The 23,203-nt window shown below is 55.7% G+C and carries 23 protein-coding genes and 1 riboswitch; of the genes, 10 read left to right on the top strand and 13 right to left on the bottom strand.

What is annotated here, in order from left to right; translation table 11 throughout:
* Positions 1 to 93: 93 nt before the first annotated feature.
* The 4 genes from ABLV11_RS04725 to ABLV11_RS04710 all read right to left on the bottom strand — a co-directional run bounded on the left by ABLV11_RS04725 (position 94) and on the right by ABLV11_RS04710 (position 4,393).
* Positions 94 to 1,257 (bottom strand): metallo-dependent hydrolase, encoded by a 1,164-nt coding sequence (locus tag ABLV11_RS04725; RefSeq protein ID WP_126488084.1) that lies wholly within the window; start codon positions 1,255 to 1,257, stop codon positions 94 to 96.
* Between the two features lie 12 nt (positions 1,258 to 1,269).
* Positions 1,270 to 2,664 carry a DASS family sodium-coupled anion symporter gene (locus ABLV11_RS04720; RefSeq protein WP_004106639.1) on the bottom strand — a complete coding sequence of 465 codons (1,395 nt, stop codon included), beginning with the start codon at positions 2,662 to 2,664 and terminating at the stop codon, positions 1,270 to 1,272.
* Positions 2,665 to 2,730: 66 nt separating this feature from the next.
* On the bottom strand, positions 2,731 to 3,429 hold the full coding sequence (locus tag ABLV11_RS04715; protein WP_126488086.1) for an RraA family protein: 699 nt from the start codon (positions 3,427 to 3,429) through the stop codon (positions 2,731 to 2,733).
* A gap of 10 nt (positions 3,430 to 3,439) precedes the next feature.
* Positions 3,440 to 4,393: a hydroxyacid dehydrogenase gene (locus ABLV11_RS04710; RefSeq protein ID WP_004106636.1), complete on the bottom strand. Its 954-nt coding sequence runs from the start codon at positions 4,391 to 4,393 to the stop codon at positions 3,440 to 3,442.
* Between the two features lie 333 nt (positions 4,394 to 4,726).
* Here ABLV11_RS04710 and ABLV11_RS04705 point away from each other — a divergent pair, with 333 nt between their 5' ends.
* The gene (locus tag ABLV11_RS04705; protein WP_071786756.1) at positions 4,727 to 5,059 is read left to right on the top strand and encodes a LysR family transcriptional regulator; all 333 of its coding nucleotides are present in this window, start codon (positions 4,727 to 4,729) and stop codon (positions 5,057 to 5,059) included.
* Here ABLV11_RS04705 and ABLV11_RS04700 read toward each other — a convergent pair.
* A complete protein-coding gene (locus ABLV11_RS04700; protein ID WP_004106632.1) occupies positions 5,025 to 6,038 on the bottom strand; it encodes a magnesium transporter in 1,014 nt (337 codons plus the stop codon). The two genes, ABLV11_RS04705 and ABLV11_RS04700, sit on opposite strands and share 35 nt — an antisense overlap.
* 56 nt (positions 6,039 to 6,094) lie before the next feature.
* Positions 6,095 to 6,278: riboswitch (M-box (ykoK) riboswitch) on the bottom strand.
* Between the two features lie 253 nt (positions 6,279 to 6,531).
* Here ABLV11_RS04700 and ABLV11_RS04695 point away from each other — a divergent pair.
* Entirely contained in the window at positions 6,532 to 7,089 is a 558-nt protein-coding gene (locus ABLV11_RS04695; RefSeq protein ID WP_004106630.1) for a DUF1440 domain-containing protein, read from the top strand.
* A 51-nt stretch (positions 7,090 to 7,140) separates the two neighbouring features.
* Here ABLV11_RS04695 and nikR read toward each other — a convergent pair whose 3' ends face one another.
* From nikR to ABLV11_RS04660, 7 genes are all read right to left on the bottom strand, one after another.
* Positions 7,141 to 7,557: a nickel-responsive transcriptional regulator NikR gene (gene nikR, locus ABLV11_RS04690; RefSeq protein ID WP_004106628.1), complete on the bottom strand. Its 417-nt coding sequence runs from the start codon at positions 7,555 to 7,557 to the stop codon at positions 7,141 to 7,143.
* A gap of 5 nt (positions 7,558 to 7,562) precedes the next feature.
* Positions 7,563 to 8,333 carry a nickel import ATP-binding protein NikE gene (gene nikE, locus ABLV11_RS04685; RefSeq protein ID WP_004116149.1) on the bottom strand — a complete coding sequence of 257 codons (771 nt, stop codon included), beginning with the start codon at positions 8,331 to 8,333 and terminating at the stop codon, positions 7,563 to 7,565.
* A complete protein-coding gene (gene nikD, locus ABLV11_RS04680; protein WP_004106623.1) occupies positions 8,333 to 9,094 on the bottom strand; it encodes a nickel import ATP-binding protein NikD in 762 nt (253 codons plus the stop codon). Before nikD ends, nikE begins: the two co-directional genes overlap by 1 nt.
* Positions 9,094 to 9,927 carry a nickel ABC transporter permease subunit NikC gene (gene nikC / locus ABLV11_RS04675; protein ID WP_004106621.1) on the bottom strand — a complete coding sequence of 278 codons (834 nt, stop codon included), beginning with the start codon at positions 9,925 to 9,927 and terminating at the stop codon, positions 9,094 to 9,096. Before nikC ends, nikD begins: the two co-directional genes overlap by 1 nt.
* Complete coding sequence (gene nikB / locus ABLV11_RS04670) at positions 9,924 to 10,868, bottom strand: nickel ABC transporter permease subunit NikB (RefSeq protein WP_049593680.1); 945 nt, start codon at positions 10,866 to 10,868, stop codon at positions 9,924 to 9,926. The genes nikC and nikB overlap by 4 nt, the downstream gene beginning before the upstream one ends.
* A complete protein-coding gene (gene nikA, locus ABLV11_RS04665) occupies positions 10,868 to 12,436 on the bottom strand; it encodes a nickel ABC transporter substrate-binding protein (RefSeq protein ID WP_126488088.1) in 1,569 nt (522 codons plus the stop codon). The genes nikB and nikA overlap by 1 nt, the downstream gene beginning before the upstream one ends.
* 373 nt (positions 12,437 to 12,809) lie before the next feature.
* Positions 12,810 to 13,670 carry a LysR family transcriptional regulator gene (locus tag ABLV11_RS04660; RefSeq protein WP_004106612.1) on the bottom strand — a complete coding sequence of 287 codons (861 nt, stop codon included), beginning with the start codon at positions 13,668 to 13,670 and terminating at the stop codon, positions 12,810 to 12,812.
* Positions 13,671 to 13,767: 97 nt separating this feature from the next.
* Between ABLV11_RS04660 and ABLV11_RS04655 the strand changes: the two genes are divergently transcribed.
* The 8 genes from ABLV11_RS04655 (at position 13,768) to arnF (ending at position 22,052) form a co-directional block, all read left to right on the top strand.
* Entirely contained in the window at positions 13,768 to 14,274 is a 507-nt protein-coding gene (locus ABLV11_RS04655; protein WP_024274787.1) for a phenolic acid decarboxylase, read from the top strand.
* Between the two features lie 399 nt (positions 14,275 to 14,673).
* Positions 14,674 to 15,813, top strand: coding sequence for a UDP-4-amino-4-deoxy-L-arabinose aminotransferase (gene arnB / locus ABLV11_RS04650; RefSeq protein WP_004106608.1), 1,140 nt, complete (start codon positions 14,674 to 14,676; stop codon positions 15,811 to 15,813).
* A 1-nt stretch (position 15,814) separates the two neighbouring features.
* Positions 15,815 to 16,798, top strand: coding sequence for an undecaprenyl-phosphate 4-deoxy-4-formamido-L-arabinose transferase (gene arnC, locus ABLV11_RS04645; RefSeq protein ID WP_004106606.1), 984 nt, complete (start codon positions 15,815 to 15,817; stop codon positions 16,796 to 16,798).
* On the top strand, positions 16,795 to 18,780 hold the full coding sequence (gene arnA, locus ABLV11_RS04640; RefSeq protein ID WP_004106604.1) for a bifunctional UDP-4-amino-4-deoxy-L-arabinose formyltransferase/UDP-glucuronic acid oxidase ArnA: 1,986 nt from the start codon (positions 16,795 to 16,797) through the stop codon (positions 18,778 to 18,780). Before arnC ends, arnA begins: the two co-directional genes overlap by 4 nt.
* Entirely contained in the window at positions 18,777 to 19,679 is a 903-nt protein-coding gene (gene arnD / locus ABLV11_RS04635) for a 4-deoxy-4-formamido-L-arabinose-phosphoundecaprenol deformylase (RefSeq protein WP_064371025.1), read from the top strand. Before arnA ends, arnD begins: the two co-directional genes overlap by 4 nt.
* Positions 19,679 to 21,334, top strand: coding sequence for a lipid IV(A) 4-amino-4-deoxy-L-arabinosyltransferase (gene arnT, locus ABLV11_RS04630; protein ID WP_047720542.1), 1,656 nt, complete (start codon positions 19,679 to 19,681; stop codon positions 21,332 to 21,334). The genes arnD and arnT overlap by 1 nt, the downstream gene beginning before the upstream one ends.
* Entirely contained in the window at positions 21,331 to 21,669 is a 339-nt protein-coding gene (arnE, locus tag ABLV11_RS04625; protein WP_004106593.1) for a 4-amino-4-deoxy-L-arabinose-phosphoundecaprenol flippase subunit ArnE, read from the top strand. Before arnT ends, arnE begins: the two co-directional genes overlap by 4 nt.
* Complete coding sequence (gene arnF / locus ABLV11_RS04620) at positions 21,669 to 22,052, top strand: 4-amino-4-deoxy-L-arabinose-phosphoundecaprenol flippase subunit ArnF (RefSeq protein WP_004106591.1); 384 nt, start codon at positions 21,669 to 21,671, stop codon at positions 22,050 to 22,052. Before arnE ends, arnF begins: the two co-directional genes overlap by 1 nt.
* Here the strand turns inward: arnF and ABLV11_RS04615 are convergent.
* Complete coding sequence (locus tag ABLV11_RS04615) at positions 22,049 to 23,098, bottom strand: AI-2E family transporter (RefSeq protein WP_004116107.1); 1,050 nt, start codon at positions 23,096 to 23,098, stop codon at positions 22,049 to 22,051. The two genes, arnF and ABLV11_RS04615, sit on opposite strands and share 4 nt — an antisense overlap.
* Positions 23,099 to 23,203: the final 105 nt, after the last annotated feature.

Here is a 23,203-nt window from a genome sequence, read left to right as displayed (position 1 = left end):
AGCGCGAGGGGAATCAATGAGTGAAGTCATATTATACGCGATTCAGAATAAAAGCCTTACGCCGATGTAGACGTAAGGCTTAATAATTAGCGATTAGAAGCGCAGGCGGCGGTAGACAATTTGACCATTACACAGGGTAGCGCAGTTATCAATGTAACGGTCGCCTTCAATTTTAACGCCCTGAGTATCTTCAAAAACAATCTTCTCTTTTTGCAGTTTAACAATCGAAATATCAGCAAACGCGCCGGGCGCCAGGGTACCAATTTGTCCCTGCATCTTCATCAGGCGGGCCGGCGTAGCGGTTACCGCGCGAACAATATCGAAGAAGGACATTCCCATGTTGAGATATTTCGACATGACGTGGAGCAGACTGTAGACCTTATCCGTCCGTAAGCTATTTCTTAAAGTGAGATCGGTACTAATGATATCAGGATAGAATCCCTGCGCCATGGCGGTTCTGGCAACGTGAAAATCAAAGTGGGCCACGCCGTTTGAACAGTCGAAGATAACGCCCCGGGACTGGGCCTCTTTTATCGCCGCATAGACCTCGCCCTGTTCATTGAGAATCGAGTGGCCGGTGCCGTGGAAACAGTGCGCGTAAATATCATCGGCATTAAAATAGCGGATCAGTTCATCGGCGCAGAGAAGAGAGTCCGTGACGTGAACGCAAATCGTGGTATCCAGTTTACGCGCCAGGGAGACGGTAGATAGAAGAGGGTCGCTGGCGTACTGTTTCCCTTTAGCGATATCCTGGCTGTAGCGTAGTTTCAGGCCGAGAATATTGTCTCTGTTGCCATTCAGCGTTTGCGCTATCTTCACCTCGTTGTAATTTGCCGGGTTGGTATTTTCCAGATAACCGGTCGGCCCGCCTCCGAGGGTAGAAAGTCCGACGTTGACCACGTTCAGATAGCTTTTGATTTTCACCATGGCAGGATGAATCACGCTATTGCGAAAAAGCTGATAATTTACCCAGCCGCTGCTGCCGGCATCGACCATACTGGTGACCCCATTAGGCAAGCATACGATATCAGGGTTAACACTGATGGCGGTCCCGCCATGAAAAACATGGCCATGGAAGTCGATTAAGCCAGGCAGTACGATACAACCTGCGGCATCAATAACCGTTTCGGCCTGTAAATCATCAACGGCATTTAAGTCAACGATACGATCGCCGATGATGCCAATATTGCGATTAATATAATCGCGGCTATCAAGATCGGCGACCAGACCGTTTTTAATCAGAATATCCAGTTTCATTTTATGCTCCTGTTAAATGCCGATAAACTTCCAGTAGGGAATACCGATCAGGAAGAAGATTAATACGTTGACCACCACCATGATGGTGCCCAGCATCCAGAATGTTTTTTGCGGGACGTAGCCGCTGGAGAACGTAAATACGCCAGCGCCGTTGCCATAGTGCGTCAGCAATGCGCCATAGCCTGCGGAGAAGGCCAGAGAAAGCGCCACGTACATCGGGTGCGCCTGAGTCGTCATTCCCAGGGTAAAAAGTACCGGGTAGAATGAGACCACGAACGCGCTATTAGAGACAAAGAAATAGCGGACAGCAAGGCTGATAAAGACCAGGACGGCAATCGCGCTGATTTCATTCAGGTGCGACAGGTCAAGATAGTTTTTGATAACGTCGACCAGGAAGACATAGAACCCGCCTTTTGATAGCGCAACCGCGCATCCATAAAACGCGCCGTACCAGACGAAGGTCTGCCAGGCCGATTTTTCGCTCACCACGTCGTTCCAGCTCAGGACGCCGAAAAGCAGCAGGCAGGCGAGGAAAGCCAGGCCGACGGGAATAAAGGCGATGCCGGTAATGGAGCCCGTCATCCAGCCGAGTACGCCCAGAATAAAGAATACGATCAACAGCTTCTCTTCGCGCTTTACCGGACCCAGTTCACGCAGGCCTTTTTCAGCAATTTCGTTGACGTTATCAATAACTTTGAGTTCCGGGGCGTAGATTTTATACAGAATCCATGGCGCGAGCAGCAGCACCAGTCCGGCGGGCACAATGGCGGCTTTAAACCAGGTCATCCATTCGAGATTCACTTTCATGATCTCGTTAGCCAGCGAGACGGTAATTGAGTTGGTCGCCATCCCCGTCAGAAACAGGCTGGAGGTTCCCATTGAGACGACGTACATCAGGATGGTCAGATAGGCGCCGATTTTCCGGCTACCGTCGTCGGGCTTCGAGCCCAGCGCTTCGGCGATGTTCCTGAAGATGGGATAGGTGATGCCTCCGGAACGGGACATATTTGAACCTGTTGCCGGGGCCAGTACGGTATCCGTCACCATCATCAGATAGCCCAGGGTGAGGGTATTTTTACCGTAGCGTTTTAGCAGCAGATAGGCGATACGTTTACCCAGACCGGTAATGACAAACGCTTTGCAAATAATAAAGGCGCTGATGATAAACCAGACCATCGGGCTACCAAAACCCGCAAACAGAGGTGCAGGGTCGAGAACCAGAGAGGCAAACCCGAGAATAATCAGCATAATGACCGCATCGGTAAACGGACGTAAAACCAGTCCGCACAGCATCGCCAGATAGATGCCAACCATATGCCAGGTCGGCGCGGCGACGCCTTCCGGGTGCGGTATTATCCAAAATAAAACGGGAAAAAAGATAATGGGCAAGAGTTTTAAATAAAGCATTTTTATTACCTTTGCTTTAAAGCCACGGCCCGTCAGGGCACCGCGGCCTGATATTATTTAATCAAATTAACGATACATGTCGTCGATAAACTCAACGCCTGTCTCATCCAGTGATTTTTTGACCCAAAGGCGATTCGCGGTGCCGTTTTTCGCGGCCTCTACTTTGCTTGCATCGAATTTTGCATAATCTTTGGCTTTATTCAGTACGACTTCTGCGTCGCCGAGGGGGATAACAATGACGCCATCCGCATCGCCGACGATCAGGTCGCCCGGACAAACCGCGACGCCGCCAACGGCGATCGGCGTGTTCACCTCGCCGGGACCTTGTTTAAACGGGCCTGCGGGGTTGGAGCCGGTGGCGAACAGTGGAAAATCGAGAACCGACAGCGCATCGATGTCACGGATTGGCCCGTCCAGCACGATACCGGCGACTTTCTTCATGCAGTGGGCATAGGCCACCATGATCTCGCCCATCAGCGCTCGCGAACGGTCGCCTTCGTTGGAGACCACAATCACATCGTTCTCACCCGCCATATCCAGCGCGGCGTGCAGCATCAGGTTATCGCCCGCACGAACTTTTACGGTGATGGCGAAGCCCGCCATAATCGGTTTTTTCGGCGAAGAAATACGTTTAATCCCGTTACCCAGTACGGCAATACGATTCATGGTGTCAGCAATATTCGCCGCCGGGAGCTGTTCAAATTCTTTCAGAAGATCGACGCTGCAGGCCGGACGTTTTAAAAAAATACGGTTACCAATAGTCATGTTTTTCTCCTTAAAAACCCGGCACCGGCCAGGATGGTTTCTTACCGGATAAGACTTCATCAATGCCAATCGCGGAATGGAGCGAGGCTCTGTCGGTCGCTTCGATAGTGGCGGCGCCAATGTGCGGGGCAATCACGATATTGCTTAGCGAGAAAATCGGATCGTTGGCATCAAACGGCTCTTTCTTTAAGACGTCCACGCCCGCTCCGGCGATAGCGTGGGTGCTCAAGGCGTGATACAGCGCCTTTTCATCAACCAGCTTTCCGCGTGCGGTATTAATGAAGTAGGCGGTGGGCTTCATCATGGAAAACTGTTTCTCACCGACAAAATCGGTGGTTTCCGCAGTCGTCGGGCAGTGCAGAGAAACGAAGTCACTCTCTTTGAAAATACGGTCAAAATCGTCGGTGAGTTCTACGCCTTCGGGGATCTGCTGCTGGGTTTTATACGGATCGTAGGCGATAACTTTCATATTAAAGCCATGCAGCGCTTTGATTGCCACGCGTGAACCGATATTTCCCACGCCAATCAGGCCCAGCGTTTTACCATCCAGCTCCACTTTTGGCGTGCGCAGTTTTGCCCAGTAATAATCTTCAAGCATCTTTTCTTGTACCAGCTTGAAATTACGCGAGCAGTGCAGCATATAAAATATGGCCAGTTCGGCAACGGACATGCTGTTAGCAATTGGCGCATTTAATACGACTACGCCGTGACGTTTCGCTGACTCCAGATCGACCGTATCGTAACCGGCACCGTGTCGTGCAACGACTTTCAGCTTTTTAGCCGCCTCAAATACGCGATCGGACATTTTTGAAAGGCGTACGATAATACCGTCGCAGTCCCCGATGTCGCGAATGATATCTTCTTCTTCCATCCCTGAACCGTTAATCAGCTGATAACCGCGACTTTCCAGGTATTCTCTCCCTTCAGCCATGATTTCCTGCGGGAGTAAAATTTTGTACGTCATTTAACTATCTCCAGTGTTGATTACGTGGAGGTAATTGCATGGCGTGTGCCATAAATTAATTCAGCAAGCGCGTTTTCTTTAATTATTTGATAAGTATGAATATTTTGTTTTTTGGTTGGCTGGCTTATAGTGATGTCGTTCACATCCGCAGACGCCGCCGCGAGACTGGATATTTAATAATGAAATGGCTGAAATGCATAATTAAATGCGCTAGCGGTCAGCTTCACACTTTATTTTATTTGTAGGGGCGGAGGGGCCGTTTGTACCGATTGACATTCCGTACTGGACAACTTAAAACGTAAGCCAAAGGTTTAATCGGGAGAAATTTCGGCAATGAATAAATCACAGGTGGAGATATTCATGCTTATGGTTCGGGAGGGGAGTATTCACTTTGCATCTCAGCGGCTGAGTATTGCCCCTTCGCTAATAACAACCAGCATATGTGCGCTTGAAAATGAACTGGGTTTTAACCTGATTACGCGTGGCAGGAATATCAGAAAAGTTATTTTAACGGAGAAAGGGCACGCTTTTTATCGACTTGCACCAGATTTACTGAGATTGCTTAATGCGATTGCTGATATTCGTGGGGGAATAAAACAGCCCGGCAAGACGTGCCCGCCGGGTGCAATAATCAATTCAGGCCAAGAAAATACTGGGCGATTTTAAAATAGATAATTAATCCGGTACCGTCGATGAGGGTGGCGATAAACGGCGCTGACACCACCGCCGGGTCGATGCCGACGCGCTTAAGCGTCAGGGGGATCACCGACGACACCACCGCGCTCCACAGGGTGATGCATACCAGCGTCAGACTGACAATCAGGGTGATCTCCATGCCGATGCCCATCATCCAGGCGCGCAGGCAGCCCGCCAGGCCGAGCGTGATGGCGATCAGCAGCGAGGTTGAGACCTCTTTGCGGATCACGCGTCCCATATCGCGCAGTCGCACTTCCCCGAGCGCCATCGAACGTACTAGCGTAGAGGTTATCTGCGTTCCGCTGTTGCCGCCGGTACCAATCAGCAGTGGTATGAAAAAGGCCAGCGCGATAGCCGATTCCAGCGCCTCTTCAAAATGCTGTAACACGCTGCTGGTGTAGGCTTCGGCGACAAAGAGCAGCAGCAGCCATACCGAACGTTTTTTCCACAGCGCCCACGGGCTGGTTTCCAGATAGGGCTTTTCCAGCGGCAGCGTTGCCCCCTGGCGCTGAGCATCCTCGGTCACGTCATCTTCCAGCAGATGAGCGATCTCTTTTTCCATCAGGCAGCCGACCAGCTCACCCTTTTCGACCACCGGCACCAGATCGAGCCCGCGCTCGCCGAGTTCGGCGACCACCTGCGGGCGCGGGTCGTCGGGCCTGACGCGAAACAGACAGCTATCCATTAAATAACGGATGGATTGCGCGGTATCGCTCTCCTGCAGCAGCTTTTTAATCGATAAACTGCCGCGCAGTTTTTTTCCGGCGACGACAAAAACCTGGCCGGGGATCTCATCGCTGGCCAGCTGAGAAACGAACAGTTCTCGCGCCTCATGAACGCTGAGATGCTCCGGCAGGGTAATGAAATCGGTACGCATGTACTGGGCAATTGCGTCGCCGTCGAAAGTCGAAGTCGCCTGGTGTGCGGCGCACAGTTGAATGGAAGACATGGTGTAATTCCCTATAAAAAATCACTCATAGGGGCGAACAAGACAGGATGAGCACAAGCAGATCCCTACGTCCTGGTTTTAGCACTGCACAACGTATCTGTCCGACATGAACGCCGTCAGAAGTTACCTTGGCAACACCTTGATTCGATGGAAGCCTGTATTTCCCTGAGTGGTCTCTCTCGATACCAACAGGGCGGTAACTTATGTTTATGCAGGAGCCTCGCCATAACGAGATCGTTAAATGAGACGTGATTATTAGCGAAGTGAAATAATTAACCAAACGTATAATTCATGTCGTTTATTAATGGTTGAGAAAAACCGCTGGTTTTCGCGATAGGGGAGGTAGCAGGAGCGGGTTGTCTTAGCATGCACTTGTTAGTGGCAAACTATAATGATCGATGAATAAGTCAAGCAGGCTGTTATCAGCGCATTGATTAGTTGAAAAATCAGAGGTGACACATCCTATAAGCGATATTGTAAGAGGAAATCTATTATGTTGAAAAACAGGGTTAATCTCCAGGTTATTATCTGGACTACGCTGATTGGGGGCTTTATTAGCTCCCTGGTTAAGTCGGGAACGGAGGCCAATATGCCGCCTCGCGTGGCGGGAGAAATATCGCCTCCGGCGGCGCATATCGACGCCTGGCTTGGCTGGCTCGGTATTAATTCACACTCGCTGGACTACGTTTACCAGGGAGTGACGATCCCCGGCGCCGTCATGCTTTATCACTGGTTATTCAGTTTTGCTTTCGCCTTTCTTTATGTCTTTATTTCCGCGTACTGGCCAAAGATTCGGCTCTGGTACGGCGCGGCCTATGGTCTGATTATTACTCTCGTTATGCACGGCTTTCTCATTCCCGCGTTGGGCTTCAGGCACCCGGCCTATTTAAACGGGGAAACCGGATGGCTGTGGAACCTGAATGGCTACGAGCTGTGGAGCGAAACCCTCGGTCATATTTGCTGGTCGTTTTCGATTGAAATCAGCATGATTGCCGTTCTTGCCCTGCTGGCAAAACCGCTACGAGGCGCATGGGCTAACGAGCCAGCATGATAGCGTTAGCCCCACTCGCGAGTTAAAAAGCCGTTTATCGCCGCGCACAGTTTATGAGTGGGGGGATTCCTTCTCCGTCGGCAGGCACTGCAAATGGCCGTGGCGCACGCCGCGCTGGGCGATAACGTCATCGGCAAAATGCTGAACGTCGCCCATATCCCCTTTCAGCACGGCAATTTCCAGACAATCGTCGTGATTAATATGCACATGCAGAGTAGCGACGGAGAGATCGTGGTGGTGATGTTGGGTGGAGACTAAACGGCTGGCGAGATCGCGTTTCTCATGTTCATAGACGTAAGAGAGCACCGCGAAGCCCTGGGTACCGTGCTCCTGAGCGGCCTCCTGGGCCAGCGCGCCGCGCAGAATATCGCGGATCGCTTCGGAACGGTTGTTGTAGCCACGGCGCTGGCTAAGGCTATCCAGCGTATCGAGTAAATCGTCATCGAGAGTAATGGTAATTCGTTGCATCTGGCTTAAACCTTATTTCGGCGCACGGGAAAGGCGGGAAGTACCGCATTTTGTAACACGCGACCGGCGTCAGAGGAAAAAGTTAATGCCTCGCCCACGGTTTGTATCTCCACGATTTTCCCCTCATCCATCACCATCACCCGCTGGCAAAAGCGCTCAACCAGGCGTAAATCGTGGGTGATAAAAAGACAGGCGGTGCCGAACTGCTGCTGGAGCTTTTTGAGCAGACGAATAACGCTCGCCTGGATCACGAGGTCGAGGTTAGAAACCGCCTCATCCAGGATCAGCAGCTTCGGTTCTACCGTCAGCGCCCGCGCCAGGCAGATGCGCTGTAGCTGCCCGCCGCTCAGCTGCGGGGGGCGCTTATTCAGCACGCTATCGTCGAGATCCACCGCCCTGAGCATTTCGCTGGCCCGGGCCAGCTGCTCCGCTTTCGTCAACGATAGCAGGTGACGCATAGGCTCGCGCAGAATCTCGCGTACGGTTTTACGCGGATTGACCGCGCTGATGGCGTCCTGAAACACCATCTGAATATCCCGACGGAACGCCTTTTGTTTAGCGCGATTGAGCCGGGAGAGCGGCTCTCCCCGCCAGCAGATGCGACCCTGCGTTGGGGATTCCAGGCCGACGAGCAGGCGCGCCAGCGTGCTTTTGCCGCAGCCGCTACGCCCCAGCAGGGCCACGGTTTCACCGCTTTTCAGCGCTAAAGAGACCTCTGTTAGCACCTTTAAGTCCGGGTAGTGATGGGTAATTGTCGAGGCGGTCAGTAATGTCATCAGCTTAGCTCCAGACCATAAAGGGCGAGATGCGCCGCCACCAGCCCGCGGGTGATGTCGTGTCGCGGGGCGCGAAACAGAGATTCCACATCTCCCTGTTCCACAATGCTGCCGCTATCCATTACCGCGACATCGTCCGCCAGCCTGGCCACCACCCCCATATCATGCGTCACCAGCAGCATACCGGGGCCGCGGTTTTGCATAATACTTACCAGCAGATCGAGAATGCGTGCCTGGACCACCGCGTCCAGATCGGTGGTGGGTTCGTCGGCAACGATAAAGGGCGCATCGCACAGCAACGCCATAGCAATCATCATTCGCTGCAGCATGCCGCCGCTCATCTCAAACGGGTATAGCTTGAGCACGCGCGGCGCGTTCTCCAGCCCGACGGCTTCCAGCGCCGCAATAAGCGTGGCGTCGTCTGAGGCTTTATCCAGGGCCCGGCAGGTTTCCCGGGCGTGATCGGCCATTGTTCGCAGCGGATTAAAAGCGCTGCGCGGATTCTGCATAATGGTGGCGATTTTGCTGCCGCGTAGCGCACAGGGAGAAACCGGCTGGCCGTCGGCAAGGATTATCCCCGCCGTCTGGCGTACGCCGGGAGGCAAAATGCCCAGCGCCGCGGCGCAGGTCAGGGATTTGCCGCTGCCGCTGCCGCCAACCAGCGCCAGCACGCGCCCGCGTTTGATCGTCAAAGAAACGCCGTGCACCAGCGGACGCTCGGCCCGTAAGGCGATGTTTTGCAGTTCAATTTGTTGCGGCATCAGTGGGTATGCTCCGTAACCAGATGAGGGTCCAGACGATCGCGCAGCGCGTCACCCACCATGTTAAAGGCCATCACGGTGATAAACAGCGCCAGCCCCGGCCAGAACATTTGCAGCGGCTGGGTCCAGATATATTGGCGCGCGTCGTTAATCATCACTCCCCATTCGGCGGTGGGCGCGGTGACGCCGAGGCCAAGGAACGACATCCCGGCGACGTGCAGCATCATGTGACCAATATCCAGCGTCGCCAGTACCAACAGCGACGGGATCACGGCACCGGCCAGATGGTCGATAAACACCCGGACATGGCCCGCGCCGGAAAGCCGGGAAGCGAGCACAAATTCGCGCTGGCGCAGGGAGAGGGTCAGGCTGCGCACCATCCGTGCGTACCACGCCCAGTGCGACAGGGCGATGGCGATAATCACATTGGTCAGCCCGGTTCCCAGCACGCCGACCATAAAGAAAGAGAGGATCGAGGTCGGGAAAGTCATAAACATATCCGCGATGCGCATGGTGACCTGATCGACGCGACCGCCGATAAGCCCCGCGCTGCCGCCGACGATCAATCCCAGCGCCAGCACCAGCAGCAGGCAGGCCATCACCGAGCCAAGCGATATGCGGGTTGCCGCCAGCAATCGCGAGAAGATATCGCGGCCCAGATGATCGGTGCCCAGCCAGTGCTGGCTATCAGGTGCCAGCAGGCGCGAAGGCAGATCGATCGCCTGCGGATCGTAAGGCAGCCACCACTGGCTGGTGAGCGCAACGACCGCCAGCAGGGCGATGATGAGTAAAGAGAGGCGAACAGACCCGCGCGAAGAGAGGAAAAAGTTCACGAACGCGCTCCTTCATGGCGACGAATGCGCGGATCCAGCGCGGCATTCAACAGGTCAACCATCAGGTTACAGACCACAAAAACAATCACCATCATCAGCGTAAAGCACTGAATGACCGGATAGTCGCGGTTAAATATCGCCGAGACGGCGTAGCGCCCCACGCCGGGCCAGGCAAAGATATTCTCGATAATCATCGTGCCGCCAATCAGCTCGCCGATATGCATTCCTACGGCGGTGATCATCGGCAGCGAAGCGTTACGCAAAATATGACGACGTTCGGTTTGTTTCTCGTTCAGACCGCGCAGTCTGGCCCAGGTCACATGGCGCTGCCCGGCGACCTCCAGCATACTGGCGCGCAGCAGACGAGCGTTGATCGCCAGTGACATAAAGGCAATCGACACCGCCGGTAGAATGATGTGCTGCCAGCCGCCATAGCCCATCGCAGGCAACCATTGCAGGTAAACCGAAAAGAACATCACCAGCAGAAAGGCAAGCCAGAAGTTGGGCATCGACACGCCAAGAAAGGCGATAACCCGCACAATAAAATCCGGCAGGCGGTCACGATGCCGCGCCGCCCAAATACCGAGCGGTACGGAGGTGAGGAGAATCAACACCAGCGCAGCCCCCGCCAGCTGTAGCGTGGCGGGCAGGAAGTTCAGCATGTCATCCAGCACCGGACGCTGAGTGGCGAACGAGATGCCGAAATCCAGATGCAGCGCCTGCCACAGCCAGCTGCCGTACTGGACGATAAGCGGCTGATCCAGTCCCAGCATCACGCGGGTCGAGGCGACCATCTCTGGCGTTGGCGGCAGGTTCGACAGACGCAAATAGTCGAGCGCCGGGTCGCCGGTGCCCAGGCGCAGCATGAGGAAGATAATCACCGAGGCGGCGAAGATCATCGGGATCAGCAGCGAGATCCGCCGTAGCGCGTAACGTAGCATCAGGGTTTCACCGGTTTAATCTGTTCAAACGGAATTTCAGACGCGATCGGCGCGTAAGGAATCGCCCCCAGCTCCGGTCTGGCGACCACCATCGTCGAGACATAGCTGATGGGCAGATAAACCGCGTCATTGTGCAGACGGGTCAAAATGTCGCGGTACAATGCCTGACGGTGGGGTTCGTCGGTGGTTTCCAGCACCTCGCCAATCTCTTTATCAATAACCGGTTTGTCGGCTAAACCCTGCTGCGCCTGAAAATCGGCGTGCGACGGCACGCGCATCGAACTCATAAAGGCGTGCGGATCGTACGGCGCCCCCCAGGTGCGGTTGAAAATCATGCCGAAGCGACCATCGCGCTGGCGGGCATAAATACTGCTCTCTTCCTCGCCGACCAGCGCCACGTCCACGCCAATCTGCCGCATATCGGCCTGAATGATTTCCGCCATCGACTTGCTCAGGGCGTCAGTGCCAATGAACGACAGTTCAACGCGCAGCGGCTGGCCGTTTTTCTCGCGAATCTCTTTTCCCGCAGGCAGTAGCCAGCCCGCTTTTTCCAGCAATGCTTTCGCCTGCTGCGGATCGTACCGGCGCGGCGTCAGGCCAATGTCGGCATAAGGCACGGTGGGGGCGAACAGCGTATCAGCAACCTGCTGCGTGCCGTACAGGGCGTTATCGATCAGCGTTTTTTTATTCACCGCGTAGTTCAGCGCTTCACGCACCAACAGCTCACTGGTGGGCGCTTTGGCGGAATTTAGCGCCAGCATCACCGTCTCTATTGGCCGGGAAAGCTGGGTACGGTACGCCGGGTTCTGGCTGAAACGGGCAAAGGTGTCGAGCGGCAGCAGCCCTTCGTTACCGTACAGCAGGTCGATATCTCCGGTTTCAAAAGCTACAGCGCGGGTCGTCGGGTCCGGGATCACCTTGACGGTAATCTTTTCAATTTGCGGCTTTTCCCCCCAGTAGCGCTCGTTACGCACCAGCACATCGTACTGATTGAGTTTTGATGCCTTCAGTACCCAAGGGCCGGTGCCAATCGGCGCTTTAATGCCGTGCAGGGTCTCATTGTCTTTAAACTGCGACGGGGCGATAAAGCGGAAAGGGCGCGGCAGGGCCAGCTCTTGCAGGAACGGGTAATACGCGCTTTTCAGGGTGATTTGCAGTTGGTTTTGGCTGAGCGCTTTGACATCGACAATCTGATTGACCAGCTCCAGCCAGGCGTGGCGCTGGCGGTTATCGAGCACCACGCGGAAGTTCTCCGCGGCGGCATGGGCGTCAAACGCTTCGCCGTTGGAAAATGTCACATCATCGCGCAGGGTGAAAATCCAGACTTTGCCGTCCGCCGATTGGGTCCAGCTTTTGGCCAGCCAGGGTTTTACCGAACCATCCGCCTGATACTTTACCAGTGGCTCATAGACCATGCTCTGGGCGAACATCTGATTGGGCGTGTAGAGGTGAGGATTAAGCGGCCCCACGTTGACCGGCCATGCGGTGGTGAGTTCATTGGGCGCGGCGCAGGCCAGCAACGGAGCGCAGGCGAATAGCGCCAGCAGGGTGGTGCGGATGATAGACAAAGCATTTTCTCAGCGACAGGAAAGTATGACGATTTTAATAATTCATCATACTTTCGACGTAAGCTGGATCAATATAGGGGCTGAAAGTATAAGAAAATGATATGTCTCTTTCGGCTGTATGAGATTGCGAACCCGCCTGCAGCCTGGCTAAGCGTAGCGCAAGCCTTGAAGCATCAGCTTCGGGAGCAGAGCGCAGCGTGACAGAGTTTCCCGGAGGCGATGCTGCGCATCTGTCCGGGCTACCGGCCCGCAGACGGTGATGAATCTGTAGCCCGGGCAAGGCGCGTTAAGCGCCGCCCCCGGGGAGCAGAGCGCACAGTGCAGCAGAGTTTCCCGGAGGCGATGCTGCGCATCTGTCCGGGCTATCAGACCCTCAGGGGGTTCTGAACAGATCCAGCAGCGTGGCGACCTGCTCATCAATGGGCGTTAAATCACGCTTAACGATCAAATGCAGCGGCGTGGCGCGCCGCGCGCCGTGTCCCAGCGGCAGCATCTTCAGCACTCCTTGCTGTAGCTGAGGGCGAATACGCTCCTCCGGCAGCCAGCCGAAACCGACCTGGTACAGCACCGCATCAATGGCGGCATCAATGGTGGAAAAGGTCCATGCATCGCGGGAGGATTGCGGATCGCTGCTGCGATCGGCGATGCGCACCAGCGGCCAGGGGGCCAGCGCGTTATCATCCAGCGGCCCCTGCAGCGCGGAGAGCGGATGCTCGCGATGGGCGACGGCGACAAAATCAATATTCATCAGCCATTCGCCGCGGCCGGTAATATCCTGGCGGCGGGTCAGCACCATCACGTCCGCCTCGCTGCGGGCCGGATGTTCCTCCTCAACGTTTTCCAGCACTTCGGTCAGCCTGACCTGGGTCTGCGGATAGCGCTGTTGAAACTGGCGCAGAATGGCGAACAGCCGCTCGCGCGGAAAAATGCTGTCGACCACCAGGTCCAGTCGGGTTCGCGTGCCGTCGCGCAGGGTGGCGGCATGGGTTTCGACGTAAGCGAAGGCCTGCAGCAGCGGTTTAACCTGGCCAAGCAGCAGCTCACCCGCCGGGGTCAGCACCGCGCGACGGCCCGATGGCGTGAGTAGCGTGACGCCGAGGCGCTCCTGCAGCAGCGCGAGATTATAGCTCACCGACGACTGACTGCGGTGGGTCTCTTCCGCCGCCTTCGCGAAGCTACCCAGTTCGACCACCTTTTCCAGCAGCGCCCATTGTTCCAGCGTAGTCTTGTGCATGATTCATCTAAAAAGTGAATGAGTTTAATCCAAACATAGCGTTATTCATCCATTTTTTAAAGCAGTATGCTTGTTCTCAACAAATAGAGGAGAACAAATTATGAGCACATTCGACAAACATGACCTGAGCGGTTTTATCGGTAAACATCTGGTTTATACCTATGATAATGGCTGGAACTACGAAATTTACGTGAAAAACGCCACCACTCTGGATTACCGCATTCACAGCGGCATCGTCGCGAATCGTTGGGTGAAAGATCAACAGGCTTACATCGTTCGCGTTGGTGAAAGCATCTACAAAATTTCCTGGACCGAACCAACCGGTACCGACGTCAGCCTGATCGTAAACCTCGGCGACAAACTGTTCCACGGCACTATCTTTTTCCCACGCTGGGTGATGAATAATCCGGAAAAAACCGTCTGCTTCCAGAACGATCATATCCCGCTGATGGTTTCCTACCGTGAAGCCGGCCCGGCGTATCCGACGGAGGTGATTGATGAGTTTGCCACCATCACTTTTGTGCGCGATTGCGGCGCGGATAATGACGAAGTGATTAATTGCCCGGCTAATGAATTGCCTGAAAATTTTCCTGGCAATCTGTAATAATTTTGAAATAGTTTAGTGATTCGACTGGATTTTTTATATTTGGTCATCCATGTTTAAAAATGGCTAATTGAAAGCTGGTTTAACTTCCGTTTACTTTTCCCTACTGCGTTCCCGCTATTTTGCTATATGGCGGGAACATCATGCCTCCTTACCTTACTCTGAATTCCTTCGTATCTTATTGAATTTAAACATAATTACCATTCACATTTAATTAATATTAATTTCTTAATATTATCCTAAGCAAACCTGTCTAGATTTAATAACATCTGAATACAAAGTAATGAAACGCGGCATCGGACTGATTTGCTTTCATTTTCATTTTGTTTAAGTCAGCAGGTGCAGGATATTTCTTATCGACCCCGTGTTTAGTCGGGTCATTTACAGAACAGGAAAATGATGAGCGATTTTTTGCCGTTTTCGCGCCCGTCGATGGGCGACGCAGAGCTGGCTGCGCTGCGTGAAGTTTTGCAATCCGGCTGGATCACCACCGGACCGAAAAATCAGGCGCTGGAAGAAGCGTTTTGCGCATTAACCGGCAACCGCCACGCCATCGCCGTCAGTTCGGCGACCGGCGGCATGCACGTTACGCTGATGGCGCTGGGTATCAGCGCCGGCGATGAAGTGATCACCCCTTCGCAGACCTGGGTCTCCACGCTGAACATGATCTGCCTGCTCGGCGCGACGCCGGTGATGATCGATGTCGATCCCGATAACCTGATGATTACTCCCGAAGCGGTTGAAGCGGCGATCACTCCACGGACCAAGGCGATCGTCCCGGTGCACTATGCGGGCGCGCCGGTGGATATCGACGCCATTCGCGCGATTGCCGAGCGTCACGGTATTCCGGTGATTGAAGATGCTGCCCACGCGGCAGGGACGTACTACAAAGGCCGTCACGTCGGCTGGCGCGGCACCGCCATTTTCTCATTCCATGCGATCAAAAATATGACCTGCGCCGAAGGCGGGCTGGTTGTAACCGACGATGATGAACTGGCCGCACGTATTCGCAGCCTGAAGTTCCACGGCCTCGGCGTAGATGCTTACGATCGGCAGACCCTGGGTCGCGCCCCGCAGGCGGAGGTGATTTCGCCGGGCTTTAAATACAATCTGGCGGATATCAACGCCGCGCTGGCGCTGGTGCAGCTGGACAAGCTTGCCGCCGCCAATCAGCGCCGTGCCGCCATTGCGCAACGCTATCTCCGCGAGCTGGCGGATACGCCTTTCCGGCCGCTGGCGGTGCCGTCATGGGAGCATCAGCACGCCTGGCACCTGTTTATTATCCGCGTTGATGAAGCCGCCTGCGGTATCAGCCGCGATGCCCTGATGGAAAAACTGAAGGCCATGGGCATTGGCACCGGTCTGCACTTCCGCGCCGCGCATACGCAAAAGTATTACCGCGAGCGTTTCCCCGACGTTTCATTACCGCATACGGAATGGAACAGCGCGCGCATTTGTTCCATCCCATTGTTCCCGGATATGACCGACGACGATGTCACTAGGGTCATTTCCGCACTGCACCAGCTGTCAGGACGTTGATATGTTTAGCTATCCTCCCGTGAAAAAGGTCTCGGTCGTTATTCCTGTCTATAACGAGCAGGAGAGCCTGCCGGAGCTTATCCGCCGTACCGATACCGCCTGCGCGACGCTCGGTCGGCAGTATGAAATTCTGCTGGTCGACGATGGCAGCAGCGATGATTCGGCGCGAATGCTGACCGAAGCCGCTGAAGCCGAAGGCAGCCATGTAGTTGCGGTACTGTTGAACCGCAACTACGGCCAGCACTCGGCAATTATGGCGGGTTTTAGCCACGTCACCGGCGACCTGATCATCACCCTCGATGCTGACCTGCAAAACCCGCCGGAAGAGATCCCGCGCCTGGTGGAGAAGGCCGACGAAGGCTACGACGTTGTCGGTACCGTGCGTCAGAATCGCCAGGATACCTGGTTCCGTAAAAGCGCCTCCAGGATGATCAATCGTCTGATTCAGCGCACCACCGGTAAAGCGATGGGCGATTACGGCTGCATGCTGCGCGCCTATCGCCGCCATATTATCGACGCGATGCTTAACTGCCATGAGCGCAGTACGTTTATCCCGATTCTGGCGAATACTTTTGCCCGTCGCGCGGTGGAGATCCCGGTGATGCACGCCGAGCGCGAGTTCGGTGATTCCAAATACAGTTTTATGCGTCTGATTAACCTGATGTATGACCTGGTGACCTGCCTCACTACCACGCCGCTGCGCCTGCTGAGCCTGTTCGGCAGCGCCATCGCTCTGCTGGGCTTCGCCTTCGGTCTGCTGTTGGTGGTGCTGCGCCTGGTATTTGGCCCGCAGTGGGCGGCGGAAGGGGTGTTCATGCTGTTCGCGGTGCTGTTTATGTTTATCGGCGCCCAGTTCGTCGGTATGGGTCTGCTCGGGGAGTATATCGGCCGTATCTATAACGACGTTCGCGCCCGTCCCCGCTACTTTATTCAACGTGTTGTTCGCCAGCCGGAAACGGCATCTCAAGAGGAAGATCGTTCATGAAAGCCGTAGTCTTCGCTTATCACGATATGGGTTGTGCAGGTATTCAGTCTCTGCTGGATGCCGGTTATGACATCGCCGCCATTTTTACCCATCCGGATAACCCTGGCGAAAACCATTTCTTTGGCTCCGTGGCGCGCATTGCCGCGGAACAAGGTATTCCGGTATGGGCGCCGGAAGATGTGAATCATCCGCTGTGGATCGAACGTCTCCGCGAGATAAAACCGGACGTGCTGTTCTCGTTCTATTACCGCAATCTGCTGTGCGAGGACATTCTGAATATCGCGCCGCAGGGGGCTTTTAACCTGCATGGTTCCCTGCTGCCGAAATACCGCGGCCGCGCGCCGCTGAACTGGGTGCTGGTCAACGGCGAAAGCGAAACTGGCGTGACGCTGCACCGCATGGTGAGCCGCGCCGATGCCGGGAATATCGTAGCGCAGAAAAGCGTAGCTATCGGCGAGGATGAGGCGGCGCTGGCCCTGCATCGTAAACTCTGCGCTGCGGCGTCGGACCTGCTGGCTCAGGCGCTGCCCGCGATCCGCGATGGTAAAATCGAAGAGCGCGCGCAGGATGAAAGCCAGGCGACCTGGGTCGGTCGCCGCACGCCGGAAGACGGTCGCCTCGACTGGGAGCACTCCGCCCGGAGCCTGCATAATCTTGTGCGCGCGGTTTCCGATCCATGGCCGGGCGCGTTCGGCTATGCCGGCGCGAACAAGTTTATCGTCTGGAAGTCCCGCGTACGTGACGATCTACCCGCCGCCAAAGCGGGGACCGTGCTTTCCGTCACGCCGCTGGTCGTCGCCTGTCAGGAAGGGGCATTAGAAATCGTCACCGGGCAGACCGAGCGCGGCGTTTATATGCAGGGTACGCAGCTGGCGCAGGCGCTGGGGCTGGTAGCCGGAGCGGTGCTGAGCAGCAAACCGGTCGTGGCGATTAAGCGGCGTACCCGCGTGCTGATCCTCGGGGTGAACGGTTTTATCGGCAACCACCTGACCGAGCGTCTGCTGCAGGACGACAACTACGAGATTTACGGACTGGACATTGGCTCAGACGCCATCAGCCGCTTCCTCGACAACCCGCGTTTCCACTTCGTTGAGGGCGATATCAGTATCCACTCCGAGTGGATCGAGTATCACATCAAGAAGTGCGATGTGGTCCTGCCGCTGGTGGCGATTGCCACGCCAATCGAATATACCCGTAACCCGCTGCGCGTGTTTGAGCTGGATTTCGAAGAGAACCTGAAGATTATCCGCGACTGCGTGAAGTACGATAAGCGCATCATTTTCCCGTCGACCTCGGAAGTGTACGGCATGTGCACCGACAACAATTTCGATGAAGATGCCTCTAATCTGGTCGTCGGGCCGATTAACAAACAGCGCTGGATCTATTCGGTCTCCAAGCAGTTGCTGGATCGCGTGATCTGGGCCTACGGCGATAAGAACGGCCTGAAGTTTACCCTGTTCCGTCCGTTCAACTGGATGGGGCCGCGCCTTGATAACCTGAACGCCGCGCGTATCGGCAGCTCTCGCGCCATTACCCAACTGATCCTCAACCTGGTAGAAGGCTCGCCGATCAAGCTGATTGAAGGCGGGAAACAGAAGCGCTGCTTCACCGATATCAGCGACGGTATCGAAGCGCTGTTCCGCATCATTGAGAACAAAGACGGCCGCTGCGACGGGCAGATCATCAACATCGGTAACCCGGATAACGAAGCGAGCATCAAAGAGCTGGCGGAAATGCTGCTGGCCTGCTTTGAACGTCATCCGCTGCGCGACCGTTTCCCGCCGTTTGCCGGTTTCCGCGAAGTGGAAAGCAGCGATTATTACGGGAAGGGTTATCAGGACGTCGAGCACCGTAAGCCCAGCATTCGCAACGCGAAACGCTGCCTGAACTGGGTGCCGACGGTCGAAATGGAAGAGACCGTGGAACATACCCTGGACTTCTTCCTGCGCACGGTTGAATTGACGGACAACGGCAAATCATGAAACAGGTCGGCTTACGCATAGATGTCGATACCTTTCGCGGCACGCGGGACGGGGTCCCGCGGCTGCTGGCTCTGCTGAGCCAGCACGGGATTCAGGCAAGCTTCTTTTTCAGCGTCGGGCCGGACAATATGGGGCGTCATTTATGGCGCCTGATAAAACCGAAATTTCTGTGGAAGATGCTGCGCTCAAAGGCCGCTTCGCTGTACGGCTGGGATATCCTGCTGGCAGGTACCGCCTGGCCAGGGCGCAGGATCGGCGCGGGCAATGAAGAGGTTATCCGCGCCGCCGCGCAGGAGCATGAAGTCGGTCTGCACGCCTGGGATCACTATAGCTGGCAAACGTGGAGCGGAGTCTGGCCGCAGGAGAAGTTGACGCTGGAGGTGGAGCGCGGGCTGCTGGAGCTGGAGCGGATCATCGGTCGTCCGGTGACCTGCTCCGCCGTTGCCGGCTGGCGTGCCGATCAGCGGGTCATTAAAGCCAAAGAGGCGTTTGATTTCCTCTACAACAGCGACTGCCGGGGAACCGCCCCTTTTCTGCCGCAGCTCGGTAACGGCGCTTCCGGGACCGTGCAGATCCCGGTTACCTTACCCACCTGGGATGAAGTGGTCGGCAGCGCGGTCGATATTGCGGGCTTCAATCGCTATCTGCTGGATTGCATCCACCGCGATAAGGGCACCCCGGTCTATACCATCCACGCTGAAGTGGAAGGGATCGCCTTTGCGCAACAGTTTGACGAGCTGCTGACCATGGCCGCTCAGCAAGAGATCCGTTTTTGCCCGCTAAGCCAGCTGCTGCCCGTCGATTTTAGCGCGCTGCCGCGAGGCAAGGTGGTTCGTGGTGAATTAGCCGGCCGGGAAGGCTGGCTTGGGCGTGAACAATTACTGAATTCGGGTGTTTGATGAAAAGCATTCGCTACGGCGCCTCTCTGGTCGCCCTTTTTGTCCTCTACTATTTACTCCCCCTCAACTTCCGCCTGCTGTGGCAACCGGATGAAACCCGCTACGCGGAGATCAGCCGCGAAATGCTGGCGACCGGCGACTGGGTGGTGCCGCACTTCCTCGGTCTGCGCTACTTTGAGAAGCCGATTGCCGGCTACTGGATCAACAGCATCGGCCAGTGGCTATTCGGTCATAATAATTTTGCCGTCCGCTTTGGGGTGGTGTTCTCCATTACCGTCACCGCCCTGCTGGTGGCCTGGCTGGCATGGCGTATTTTCCGCGATAAACGCCTGGCGATTTTGTCGCCAGTGATATTCCTGACCGCGCTGCTGGTCTACGGTATCGGCACCTATGCGGTGCTCGACCCGATGATTACCATGTGGCTGGCGCTGGCAATGTGCAGCTTCTGGGGTGCGGCGCAGGCTCAAAGCCACAGCGGTAAAATCTTCGGCTACGTCTTGCTGGGCGTGGCCTGCGGGATGGGAGTGATGACCAAAGGCTTCCTCGCGCTGGCGGTGCCGGTGGTTGGAGTGCTGCCATGGGTCATTGCGCGTAAACGCTGGCGTGAAGTGCTGACTTACGGGTGGCTGGCGGTGGGCGTCTGCGCGCTGGTGGTTCTGCCGTGGGGGCTGGCCATCGCCAAACGAGAGCCGGACTTCTGGCGCTACTTCTTCTGGGTTGAACATATCCAGCGTTTCGCGGAAAAAGATGCCCAGCATAAAGCGCCATTCTGGTACTACATCCCGTTCCTGATTGCCGGAAGCCTGCCGTGGCTGGCGCTGCTGCCGGGAGCGCTCAAGCGCGGCTGGACCGAGCGCGACGAGTCGCGCGGGGCGCTCTATTTGCTCGGATGGGTGGCGATGCCGTTTCTGTTCTTCAGCATTGCTAAGGGTAAGCTTCCGACCTACATCCTGCCGTGTTTCGCGCCGCTGTCGATTCTGATGGCGCGCTACGCGCTGGATGCGGCAAAGGCGGGGGCGAAAGCGCTGAAAATTAACGGCGCGATCAACCTGGCTTTTGGCCTGATTGGTCTGGTAGCGGTGCTGGTGGTTTCGCCGTGGGGCTTTATGCACAAGCCGGTATGGAGCCATATTGAGCTGTATAAATGCCTGCTGGCGGCGCTAATATTCGGCTGTTGGGCGCTGATGGGATGGCTGGCGATGAAGAATAACGGTCGCCGCTGGACGCTTGCCGCGTGCTGCCCGCTGGGGTTGGCGCTGCTGGTGGGTTTCGCGATTCCCGACCGGGTTATAGACAGCAAGCAGCCGCAGTTTATGGTGGATATCGTGAGCGAATCGTTGACGCCGAGCCGCTACGTGTTGACCAATAACGTCGGTATTGCCGGCGGACTGTCCTGGGAGCTCAAGCGCAGCGATATTATCCTGTTCGACAAGCAGGGCGAGCTGAAATATGGTCTCTCCTGGCCGGATGCGCAGCACCAGTTTGTTGATAAGGCGCAATTTGCTGACTGGTTAGCGGCGCACCGCCAGCAGGGGCCGATCTCGTTGGTTCTGCTGATGGATAAAGGAGAGAGTATGGCCGATCTACCGCTACCGAAACCGGATAGCTCTTATGAGCTGGGGCGGGTAGTGTTTATCCAGTACCTGCCGCAATGAGCGTGTGGATCTGTCTGGTTTTCGCCAGCCTGCTGAGCTGCGCCGGACAGCTGTGCCAGAAACAGGCGACCCGCCCGTCCAAATCCGGGCGGCGCGGGCACCATATTCTTGGCTGGCTGGGGCTGGCGCTGCTCTCTCTGGGCTGTAGCATGCTGCTGTGGCTTAGCGTGCTGCAGTCGATTCCGGTCAGCATCGCCTACCCTATGCTGAGCCTGAACTTTGTCTGGGTGACGCTGGCAGCATGGGGGATCTGGCGCGAGCCGGTCGCACGCCGCCACTGGTTTGGCGTGGCGCTTATCGTCGTTGGGATCGTTATTCTGGGGAGCCGCATCTGATGGGCTTAATCTGGGCGTTATTCAGTGTCGGACTGGTGAGCGGCGCGCAGCTGCTGCTGCGCAGCGCGATGGTCGAGCTGCCGCCGCTGACGGATTTATTTACCTTCCTCAACCATCTGCTGCATCTGCGGGCGGGCACCTTTGGCCTGGCGTTTGGTCTTTTGGGTTACCTGCTGTCGATGGTCTGCTGGTACTTTGCCCTGCATCAGCTGCCGCTGGCGAAAGCCTACGCGCTGCTGAGCCTGAGCTACATTCTGGTCTGGGCCGCCGCCATCTGGCTCCCCGGCTGGCATGAACCTTTCCACTGGCAATCGCTGCTGGGCGTGCTGCTGATTGTCGCCGGGGTACTGACGATCTTCTGGCCGGTTAAGCGGCAGGGCTAGCCTGGAAGCCTGCTTTTCGGGCGTCCGGGCCCGAGCAGGATGGCTAACTTACTGCCGCCTTTAGTGGTTTCCATCCATATTTTACAGACGCTGGTTAACGGCACCGACAGCAGCATTCCCACCGGGCCAAGCAGCCACCCCCAGACCAGCAATGAGAGGAAAACTACCAGCGTAGACATGCCCAACCGGTGGCCCATCATGCGCGGTTCGAGAATATTGCCGATAATCATATGCACGACTAAAAAGAGCGCGCCAACCAGCAGGCATTCGTAATAACCGTTAAAAAGTAACGCCTGGATCATTGGCGGGACGGCGGAAATCACCGAGCCAATGTTAGGCACATAGTTCAGCAGAAAAGCCAACACGCCCCACATCAGCGCAAACTGAACCCCCATCAGCATCAGTCCTAACCAGATAATCACCCCTGTCCACAGGCTGAGCAGCGTTTTCAGCGCCAGATAATGCGAGACGCCTTTTAACGCCCGGTGAAGACCGGCGATATGGATTTGCGGGTTGTTCAGTGCAAAGCGGAGTTTATAGGGGACATGACGGACTTCAAACAGCATAAAGACCACGGTCATGACCAGTAAAATAACGCTGGCCATGGCGCCAGAGAGGCCAGTCATCAGGACGGTAGTGAACGTCATTAGCTTGTCGGAGTCCATGCGTTGCAGCATACGTTCCGGGGACATGTGAATATGCAAAAACGGCAGCGCCTCCTGCAGGCGCAGGACTTTCGCCGTCAGCTCCTTATTATACTTTGGCAGCATGGCGACGAATTCGTTAACCGACGCGGCCAGCACGCCAATTAACGCGGTAAGTACGATCAGCATCACCACGACCACGATGGTAATGGCTACCGGACGTCTGATACCGCGGCGAATAAACCAGGTGACCAGCGGATTCAGGACAATGGCGAAGAACAATGCCAGTAATAGCTGCACGATGATATCTGCCGCGGCGTGGATACCGGCGAGGATAACCACCAGTGACGCCAGTTTGAGCAGAATATGCATGCCCGTTTTATCGGGCTGAGGGGTTGTCATTCACTCTTCCTTTCTATGATTTTCATTAAGTGTAGCGTCTGGCTTGCTGCCAGGAATCCTAATCTGGCTGCTGATTTATAACGTGCGGCGTGGTAGAAATGAAAC

It is taken from the genome of Klebsiella sp. GW_Kp181, from assembly GCF_040062315.1.
Classification (GTDB): Bacteria; Pseudomonadota; Gammaproteobacteria; order Enterobacterales; family Enterobacteriaceae; genus Klebsiella; species Klebsiella oxytoca.
The sequence above is the reverse complement of the archived record's forward strand: the minus strand, read 5'-3'. Positions and strand labels throughout refer to the sequence as shown.